General features: G+C 72.5%; 8 protein-coding genes. 7 read left to right on the top strand and 1 reads right to left on the bottom strand.

Going from position 1 to position 8,936, the window contains the following annotated elements; translation table 11 throughout:
* Positions 1–99 precede the first annotated feature (99 nt).
* Positions 100–1,590: a 30S ribosomal protein S1 gene (rpsA, locus tag ACFRMQ_RS33390; RefSeq protein ID WP_316520647.1), complete on the bottom strand. Its 1,491-nt coding sequence runs from the start codon at positions 1,588–1,590 to the stop codon at positions 100–102.
* A gap of 415 nt (positions 1,591–2,005) precedes the next feature.
* Between rpsA and ACFRMQ_RS33385 the strand changes: the two genes are divergently transcribed.
* The 7 genes from ACFRMQ_RS33385 to ACFRMQ_RS33355 form a co-directional block, all read left to right on the top strand.
* Positions 2,006–2,893: a class I SAM-dependent methyltransferase gene (locus tag ACFRMQ_RS33385; RefSeq protein WP_380734503.1), complete on the top strand. Its 888-nt coding sequence runs from the start codon at positions 2,006–2,008 to the stop codon at positions 2,891–2,893.
* A 6-nt stretch (positions 2,894–2,899) separates the two neighbouring features.
* Positions 2,900–5,419: an ATP-dependent helicase HrpB gene (hrpB, locus tag ACFRMQ_RS33380; protein WP_380734502.1), complete on the top strand. Its 2,520-nt coding sequence runs from the start codon at positions 2,900–2,902 to the stop codon at positions 5,417–5,419.
* Between the two features lie 36 nt (positions 5,420–5,455).
* Positions 5,456–6,124, top strand: a complete 669-nt coding sequence (locus tag ACFRMQ_RS33375; RefSeq protein WP_380734501.1) for an HAD family hydrolase — start codon at positions 5,456–5,458, stop codon at positions 6,122–6,124.
* A gap of 97 nt (positions 6,125–6,221) precedes the next feature.
* A complete protein-coding gene (locus tag ACFRMQ_RS33370) occupies positions 6,222–7,421 on the top strand; it encodes a helix-turn-helix domain-containing protein (protein WP_380734500.1) in 1,200 nt (399 codons plus the stop codon).
* Between the two features lie 103 nt (positions 7,422–7,524).
* The gene (locus ACFRMQ_RS33365) at positions 7,525–8,016 is read left to right on the top strand and encodes a hypothetical protein (protein WP_380734499.1); all 492 of its coding nucleotides are present in this window, start codon (positions 7,525–7,527) and stop codon (positions 8,014–8,016) included.
* A gap of 138 nt (positions 8,017–8,154) precedes the next feature.
* Complete coding sequence (locus ACFRMQ_RS33360) at positions 8,155–8,538, top strand: ATP-binding protein (protein ID WP_380734498.1); 384 nt, start codon at positions 8,155–8,157, stop codon at positions 8,536–8,538.
* A 14-nt stretch (positions 8,539–8,552) separates the two neighbouring features.
* The coding region (locus ACFRMQ_RS33355; RefSeq protein WP_380734497.1) for a hypothetical protein at positions 8,553–8,936 on the top strand (384 nt) is incomplete at its 3' end.

Here is an 8,936-nt window from a genome sequence, read left to right as displayed (position 1 = left end):
CGGCCACCCGAACCGCGGCCGCACAACCCGAAGGGGCCCCACCCGGAAATTCGGGGTGGGGCCCACCGTCTAGCTATCGGCTAGCGGGAAGCGAGAGCCTCAGCTCTGGCCGCCGGCCAGCTTCTCGCGCAGGGCGGCCAGGGCCTCATCGGAGGCCAGGGCGCCCGAGCCCTCGTCGCTGCTGGACGAGTAGGAACCACCGGCGGCAGCGGCGACGGCGTCGCCACCCTCCTCGGCGGCCTGGGCGTCGGCCTCGCGGCTCTTGATGACCTGGGCCTGGTGCTGCTCGAAGCGGGTCTGCGCCTCGGCGTACTGGCGCTCCCACTCCTCGCGCTGCTTCTCGAAGCCGGGCAGCCAGTCGTTCGCCTCGGGGTCGAAGCCCTCCGGGTAGATGTAGTTGCCCTGGTCGTCGTACGAGGCGGCCATGCCGTACAGGGTCGGGTCGAACTCGACCTCGGCCGGGTTGGCACCCAGGGCCTCGTTGGCCTGCTTGAGCGACAGGCTGATGCGGCGACGCTCGAGGTCGATGTCGATGACCTTGACGAAGATCTCGTCGCCGACCTGGACGACCTGCTCCGGGATCTCGACGTGGCGCTCGGCCAGCTCGGAGATGTGGACCAGACCCTCGATGCCCTCGTCCACGCGGACGAACGCACCGAACGGAACCAGCTTGGTGACCTTACCCGGAACGACCTGGCCGATCTGGTGGGTACGGGCGAACTGCTGCCACGGGTCCTCCTGGGTCGCCTTCAGCGACAGGGAGACACGCTCGCGGTCCATGTCGACGTCGAGAACCTCGACGGTGACCTCCTGGCCGACCTCGACAACCTCGGACGGGTGGTCGATGTGCTTCCAGGACAGCTCGGAGACGTGAACCAGGCCGTCGACGCCACCCAGGTCCACGAAGGCACCGAAGTTGACGATCGAGGAGACGACGCCGGAGCGCACCTGGCCCTTCTGGAGGGTGGTGAGGAAGGTCTGGCGGACCTCGCTCTGGGTCTGCTCCAGCCAGGCACGGCGGGACAGGACCACGTTGTTGCGGTTCTTGTCCAGCTCGATGATCTTGGCCTCGAGCTCCTTGCCCACGTAGGGCTGGAGGTCGCGGACGCGACGCATCTCGACCAGCGAGGCGGGAAGGAAGCCGCGGAGGCCGATGTCGAGGATGAGACCACCCTTGACGACCTCGATGACGGTACCGGTGACGATGCCGTCCTCTTCCTTGATCTTCTCGATCGTGCCCCAGGCACGCTCGTACTGAGCGCGCTTCTTGGACAGGATGAGACGACCCTCCTTGTCCTCCTTCTGGAGAACCAGGGCCTCGATGTTGTCACCGACGGCGACGACCTCGTGCGGGTCAACGTCGTGCTTGATCGAGAGCTCGCGGGACGGGATGACGCCCTCGGTCTTGTAACCGATGTCGAGGAGGACCTCGTCACGGTCGACCTTCACGATGACGCCCTCGACGATGTCGCCATCGTTGAAGTACTTGATGGTCTCGTCGATCGCGGCGAGGAAGGCCTCCGCGTCGCCGATGTCGTTGACCGCGACCTGCGGGGTGGTGCTGAGGGAGGAGTCGGTGGGGCTCGTCATTAGGAAAAGGGCTCCGGTACGGACATGAAAGTCGTAGGTAATGCCACGCGGAGGGCCCGTATCGCTCCCACCGAAAGCCGGACAGCCAAGAACACGGCGCACCGAAATTCCCGTACAACGAGAACCGGCGTCCGTCTTGCGACCGTGGGGTCTTCGACAGATGCGAGCGCGACCTGCTCCGTCTGAGGCGCGCAGGCCCGCAGCGCAACTTGTAGCATACGGGGACGGCCAGGCACGGTCAATGCCGAAGGACGGCAAGACGGTGGAGCCCGGTACGGATCAGGCCATATCCTCCGATTGCGCGCCTCGCGGCGGCGCCCGAAGGGGCCCGTTTTCCCCGGATGCCACCGCCAGGAGCCGAACCCTCACGGGCCGGTTCTCGGCAGCGGCGCTTCCGCACTCCATACCCTACGCGATGGGCATTGTCACCGTGGCCACCACCCCCCAGCCGGACCTGCACGATCTTGACACCCCCGCGGCGCGGCCGGCGCCGGCCGAGGAGGAGTACGGCGACGACGCCGTGCGCCGCACGGCCGGCACCGGGGAGAGCAGCCGGGCCAGCCGGCACTGGTGGGACCGCAACGCCGACGACTACCAGGACGAACACGGCGAGTTCCTCGGCGACGACCGCTTCACCTGGTGCCCCGAGGGCCTGGACGAGGCCGACGCCCGGCTGCTCGGCTCCGTCGAGGGCAAGGACGTCCTGGAGATCGGCGCCGGCGCCGCCCAGTGCTCCCGCTGGCTCACCGCCCGCGGCGCCCGGCCGGTCGCCCTGGACATCTCCTACCGCCAGCTCCAGCACTCCCGCCGGATCGACCTCGGCCGCGGCACCGCGCCCGTCCCCGTCGTCCAGGCCGACGCCGCAGTCCTCCCCTTCGCCGACGCCTCCTTCGACCTCGCCTGCTCCGCCTACGGCGCCGTCCCGTTCAGCGCCGACACCGAGGCCCTGATGCGCGAGGTGCACCGGGTGCTGCGCCCGGGCGGGCGCTGGGTCTTCTCGGTGACCCACCCGATCCGCTGGGCCTTCCCGGACGAGCCGGGCATCGAGGGCCTCACCGCGATGTCCTCCTACTTCGACCGCACCCCGTACGTCGAGCAGGACGATCAGGGCCGCGCCACCTACGTCGAGCACCACCGCACCCTCGGCGACCGGGTCCGCGAACTCGTCGCCGCCGGCTTCCGGCTGGTCGACCTGGTCGAGCCCGAGTGGCCGGCCGGGCTGGAGCAGGAGTGGGGCGGCTGGTCCCCGCTGCGCGGGCGGCTGATCCCCGGCACCGCGATCTTCGTCACCGAGCGGGGCTGAGCCGTCTTGCTGAACCCGGCCTGGCGCGACCTGCCCGTCCGCGCCGCCCTGCCCGCCCTGCACGACGCGCTGGACGGGCACGGCACCGCCGTCCTCGCCGCCCCGCCCGGCACCGGCAAGACGACACTGGTGCCGCTCGCCCTGGCCGGGCTGCTGGACGACCCGGACGACTCAAGGATCCGCCGGGTGCTGGTCGCCGAGCCGCGCCGGCTCGCGGTCCGGGCCGCCGCCCGCCGGATGGCCTGGCTGCTCGGCTCGTCCGTGGGCCGCGAGGTCGGGTACACGGTGCGCGGCGACCGCCGGGTGGGCCCCGACACCGTCGTCGAGGTGGTCACCACCGGCGTGCTGCTGCAACGCCTCCAGCGCGACCAGGAACTGCCCGGCGTGGACCTCGTGGTGCTGGACGAGTGCCACGAACGGCACCTGGACGCCGACACCGCGCTCGCCTTCCTGCTGGACGTCCGGGCCGCCCTGCGGCCCGACCTCGGACTGGTCTGCGCCTCGGCCACCTCCGACACCGAGGCCTGGGCCGAACTGCTCGGCGGCGCCCCGGTGGTGGAGGCGCACGGCACCTCCCACCCGGTCGACGTCGTCTGGGCCCCGCCGCCCCGCGCCGTCCGGCCCGCGCACGGCACCCGGGTGGACCCGGCACTGCTCGACCACGTCGCCTCGACCGTCCGGCGGGCGCTGGGCGAGCACGACGGCGACGTGCTCTGCTTCCTGCCCGGCGTCGGCGAGATCGCCCGGGTCGCCGGGCAACTCGGCGGGGTGGCGGCCGAGGTGCTGCAACTGCACGGCCGCGCCCCACAGGCCGTCCAGGACGCCGCGCTCACCCCGGGCGCTTCGCGCCGGGTCGTGCTCGCCACCGCCGTCGCCGAGTCCTCGCTCACCGTGCCCGGCGTCCGGGTCGTGGTCGACGCCGGACTCGCCCGCGAACCCCGCACCGACCACGCCCGCGGACTGGCCGCCCTGGTCACCGTCCGGGCCTCGCTCGCCGCCGCCCGACAGCGCGCCGGACGAGCCGGACGCGAGGCCCCCGGCACCGTCTACCGCTGCTGGAACGAGGCCGAGGACGCCCGCGCCGCCCGCTTCCCCACGGCGGAGATCGCACTCGCCGACCTCACCCCGTTCGCCCTCCAGGCCGCCTGCTGGGGCGACCCGGACGCCACCGGCCTCGCCCTGCCCGACGCCCCGCCCGCCGGGGCGATGGCCGCCGCCCGGCAGACCCTCCAGGCCCTCGGCGCCGTGGACGCCGACGGACGGGCCACCGCGCGCGGCGTCCGGCTCGCCCGCACCGGGCTGCACCCCCGGCTCGGGCGCGCCCTGGTCGACGGCGCGGCGGCGGTCGGCGCGCGGCGGGCGGCCGAGGTGGTCGCGCTGCTCTCCGAGGAGCCGCCCCGTGCCCTCGGCGACGACCTCGGCGCGGTGTGGCGCACGGTGCGTTCCTCCCGCGACCCGTACGCGGGCCGCTGGCGCGACGAAGTCCGCCGTCTGCTGCGTGCCACCTCCGACGAACCCGCCACCGCCCTGCCCGACGCCACCGCCGCCGGACTCGTCGTCGCCCTCGCCTTCCCGGAGCGGATCGCCCGCGCCCGGGTCGAGCGGCCCGCCCCCGGCGAGCGCAGCCCGTACCTGATGGCCTCCGGTACGGCCGCCGAACTCGCCCCCGACACCCGGCTCGGCGCCCTGCCCTGGCTCGCCGTCGCGGTCGCCGACCGCCCCGCCGGGTCCCCGTCCGCCCGCGTCCTGCACGCGGCGGCACTGGACGAGGCCACCGCCCTGGCCGCGGGCGCGGCGCTGGTCGGCAGCCGGGCCGAAGTCCACTGGGACACCCGGCGCGGGGAGATCGTCTCCCGGCGGGTGGAGTCGCTGGGCGCCATCGAGCTCGCCGAGAAGCCCCTGGACCGCCCCGACCGGGCCCTCGTCCGAGCCGCCCTGCTGGAAGGCCTCGCCCGCGACGGCGTCAGCACGCTGCTCACGTTCCCGTCCAACCTCCGGGAGCGTTTGGCCTTCCTCCACACCGCCATCGGCGACCCATGGCCCGACGTCAGCGATGACGCCTTGCTGGAGCGCGCCGACGAGTGGCTGGAGCCCGAACTCTCCCGCGCCCGCCGCCGCGGCGACCTCGCCCGCATCGACACGACCGCCGCCCTCCAGCGCCTCCTGCCGTGGACGAGCGGCGAGGCAGGACGACTGGACGAGTTCGCCCCCGAGCGCATCACGGTGCCGTCCGGTTCGAAGATACGAGTCGACTACAGCACCGAACGCCCGGTGCTGGCCGTCAAGTTGCAGGAACTCTTCGGCTGGGCGGCGGCCCCCGCCCTGGCCGGCGGCCGGGTGCCCCTGACCATTCACCTGCTGTCCCCCGCCGGCCGCCCCGCCGCCGTCACCGGTGATCTGGCGTCCTTCTGGCGCGACGGCTACCGTGCCGTCCGCGCCGACCTGCGGGGCCGCTACCCCCGCCACCCCTGGCCCGAAGACCCGACCACGGCGGAACCCACCCGCCGCCTCAACGCCCGGAAGTGACCGAAGCCGAACGACCATCGGAGGACGAAACCCGCCATGACGATGACCGCCCCGACCGTCACCCGCCCCCGCGAACCCGGGCTCCCCTTCGCCGCCCTGATCCTCGACTTCGTCGGCGTCCTGACCGCCGACGCCGGACCCGTGCTGCGCGCGTGGTGCCTCGCCCAGGGCCTCGACGGCGAGGCGTGGCGGCGGACGCTCGGGCATGATCCGGTGGTCAGCCGGCTGTACACCGAACTCGAAGCGGGGCGGCTGAGCCAGGCGGAGTGGAACCGGCAGGTGGCGCCCGTCCTGGGCGTGCCGGAGCACGAGAACCTGATGGGCCGGGCGTGGAGCGGCGTGCGGGCAGCCGAGGACATGGTGGCGCTCGCCCGCTCCGCGCGTCGGGCAGGCCTGAAGGTCGCGCTGCTGAGCAACTCGTTCGGCCTCGACCCGTACGATCCCTATGAGGCCCTGGGCGTCTGGGAGTTGTTCGATGTCACGGTCATCTCCGAGAGGGAAGGAGTGGCCAAACCTGATCCGGCGATCTACCGGCTCGCGCTGGATCGGCTCGAACTCCCCGGCGAGGCCTGCCTGTTCGTGGACGACAACCCGGCGAACCTGCCCCCGGCCGCGGAATTCGGCATCACCACCGTCCTCGCCGACGGGCAGCCCGGCGCCGCCGGCCGCATAGCGGCCCTGCTCGGCGTCCCCGCCGCGCTCTGAACAGACGCCAACATGGATGACAGCCAGGCCGTTCCCACGCCGGACGCGCGATGACGGGGTACGGTCCGCCTTAAGGCCACTCACCTCGGAGGCACCCATGACGCAGTGGTCCGACTACTCCACCGGCCAGCGCATCAAGATGCTGCGGGCCGGCATGACGCAGGAAGAACTGGCAGAGGCCGCCGGGGTATCCGTGCCGACCGTCCGCAAGGCGGAGAAGGAGGGGGGCAGCATCGGGCTGCCATCCCTGCTCAAGCTGTCCGCCGCATTGCACGCGGACGTGTCGGTGATCCTCGGGCAACAGGCACCCCGGAGGGCTTCGCTGATCGGCGACCGGGCGATGCTGAGGGGGCTGTCCCGCACGGTGCACGACACCGCCGCAGGAGTCGGAACCGACATCGAACCGCCGGACGCCGCAGCACTGCGCGCCGATCTAGCCCGAGCATGGACGGACTACCGCGCCGGGGACTACACCCAGGCCGGCAGCCTCGCGGCCCCAGCCATCATCGAAGCCGCCGCCCTCCTGCGGTCCGCCCCAGACGGCGAGCGGTGCGCAGCCCATGGCATCCTCGCCGACGCCTACCGACTAGCCTCCTACACCGCCCAGTTCCACGGCGCCCGCGACCTGGCCTACGCGGCGATCGGACATGCCCGCCACCACGTCCACATGGCCGCAGACCCGCTACGGGCCGCGATGGTGGATTGCGGCAGGTCCTGGATCTACCTGCGCGATGCCCGCCTCGACCAGGCCACCACCACCGCCGAGGACGCGTTCGCGTCGATCGAACCCCGCTACTCGGAACGGGATCCGGAGACGCTGGCCACCTACGGGTGGCACGTCACCTTCGCCGCCGTCGTGGCCTCCCGCAACGGTGACGCCGACCGGGCCCGCGACCTCCTCTCCCAGGGACACGCGGTCGCAGCGCGAATGGGCCGCGATGTGATGATCAACGGCACCAGCTACGGTCCGACCACAGTCACCGCACAGGCCATCGGCATCCACACAGTCATGGGTGACCCCGGCAAGGCCCTGGCTCTCGCCCGCAACCTCGGCGACCTTTCCCCGCTGCCGCAGGCCGCCCGCAACCGGCTCGGGCTGGACATCGCCCTCGCTCAGGCCGACACCCGCCAGTACGACGCAGCCCTGGACACCCTGCTCCAGGTGTGCAGCGCGCACCCCGATTGGGCCCGGCACCAAGCCCTTCCGGGAGCGATCATGCAGCGCGCGGGGCATGCCAGCACCACCCGGGTGCGCAGGCTCGGAGGCATTCTCGGTATCAGCCTGTTCACTCACTGAGATCGCACTGATACACCCCGTATCACCCGAGGCCGGTACGACTTCCGGAACTGGCACGCCCCGCACGTTCACGACGGCCGAACTCGGCGGCAGCCTTGGCATCATGACGCCGACTCGGCCTGACCGGCCGCCCGTACGCCGTGTTCCCGTCGCCTTGTACATCGCGACCAGCGACGAGATCACCGCCCACGCCTTCACCGGCCAGGCCCGCGCCTTCGCCGAGGCCCGCGACTGGACGGTCGCCCTCACCATGGTGGACAACGACCCCACGCCCCCACTCGACCAACGGTCCGGCTGGCAGGTCATCACCAACGCCCTGAACGCCCGCACCATCCACGGCGTGGTCACCTGGACCCACGACATGGTGACCGGCGACCGGGCCATCCGCAGCGTCGACGCCCACGACTGCCTCCCCGCCGCCCTCAGAGACCGGGGCGGATTCCTCACCGTCGCCCACACCGTCACCCAGGACCACGGCGATGGGCACCCGCCACGCCGCACCTCGGGTGACCTCGCGCGCCGTCGAGCCCTCACCGACGCCGCTGCCAGTTTCGCCGCCTTCCGGTCCTCGCTCGGCGGCCCCCACATCATCTGACATCACGCGCACGGCCAGCCGGGACCACATCCATCGCTGGCGCACTACCTCCGTGCTCCTACATCCATCCCCTGAGGTACTCCCCCATGCTCACCACCCGCCGCCGCCCCCGCATGTTCGTCGCCCGTCTCGACTCCTGTGTCGAATCCGCCCCCCCTGGCGCGCTACTTGCTGCGCGCCTACCTCTCCGGCCTCCCCGCCGGCTACCGCTACGCCGACACCGCCGAACTCCTCCTCACCGAACTCTTCGCCAACGCCGTCCAGCACTCCGACGCCGACGACGACCGCCACATCGAGATCCGCTTCGCCCTCGTCCACGGCCACCTGCGCCTCGAAGTCCACGACGCCGGCACCAGCCACCCCGCCCTCCGCACCCCCACCCCCACCGACGAACACGGACGCGGCCTCTACCTCGTGAACGAACTCGCCGAACGCTGGGGCTGCGCGCCCCGCCCCGGCGGCATCGGCAAGCTCATCTGGGCCGTCATCGCCCCCGTCCCCGCCTCCCTCGCCACCGCCTGAAAGCCCGAACTCCCATGCACCTCAGTACTCTCGCCCGCCACACCCTCTCCCGCGGCGCCACCCCCGCCGCCACCTACGCCCTCCTCGCCCGCCTCGGCCACCAGCCCACCCCCTGCGCCCAGGCCGTCTGCCTCGCCCTCTCCATCCCTGCGGCCGAGACCACCCGCCGCCTCGCCGACTGCCACGACGCCCTCCTCGCCGACCCCCGCCCCAACTCCGAAGCCGACACCGGCGAAGTCCTCGAAGCCCTCGGCGTCTTCGACGTCCCCGCCGCCCTCACCCCCACCCAACAGACCGTCGTCACCCTCCTCACCACCGCCGTCGACGCCCACGGAAGCCTCCGCCCCGGCCACCACCACGGCCTCCAGCGCTGGTTCACCACCGGCAACCTCACCACC

Origin of the sequence: Kitasatospora sp. NPDC056783, from assembly GCF_042789895.1 — a bacterium.
Lineage (GTDB): Bacteria > Actinomycetota > Actinomycetes > Streptomycetales > Streptomycetaceae > Kitasatospora.
This window is presented reverse-complemented; position numbering and strand designations above follow the sequence as displayed.

Bases quoted from the DNA above. Each gene is read 5' to 3' on its own strand.
- ACFRMQ_RS33375 (WP_380734501.1), top strand. From the start codon at position 5,456: ATGACGATGACCGCCCCGACCGTCACCCGCCCCCGCGAACCCGGGCTC.
- ACFRMQ_RS33385 (WP_380734503.1), top strand. From the start codon at position 2,006: ATGGGCATTGTCACCGTGGCCACCACCCCCCAGCCGGACCTGCACGAT.
- ACFRMQ_RS33370 (WP_380734500.1), top strand. From the start codon at position 6,222: ATGACGCAGTGGTCCGACTACTCCACCGGCCAGCGCATCAAGATGCTG.
- ACFRMQ_RS33365 (WP_380734499.1), top strand. From the start codon at position 7,525: ATGACGCCGACTCGGCCTGACCGGCCGCCCGTACGCCGTGTTCCCGTC.
- rpsA (WP_316520647.1), bottom strand. From the start codon at position 1,590: ATGACGAGCCCCACCGACTCCTCCCTCAGCACCACCCCGCAGGTCGCG.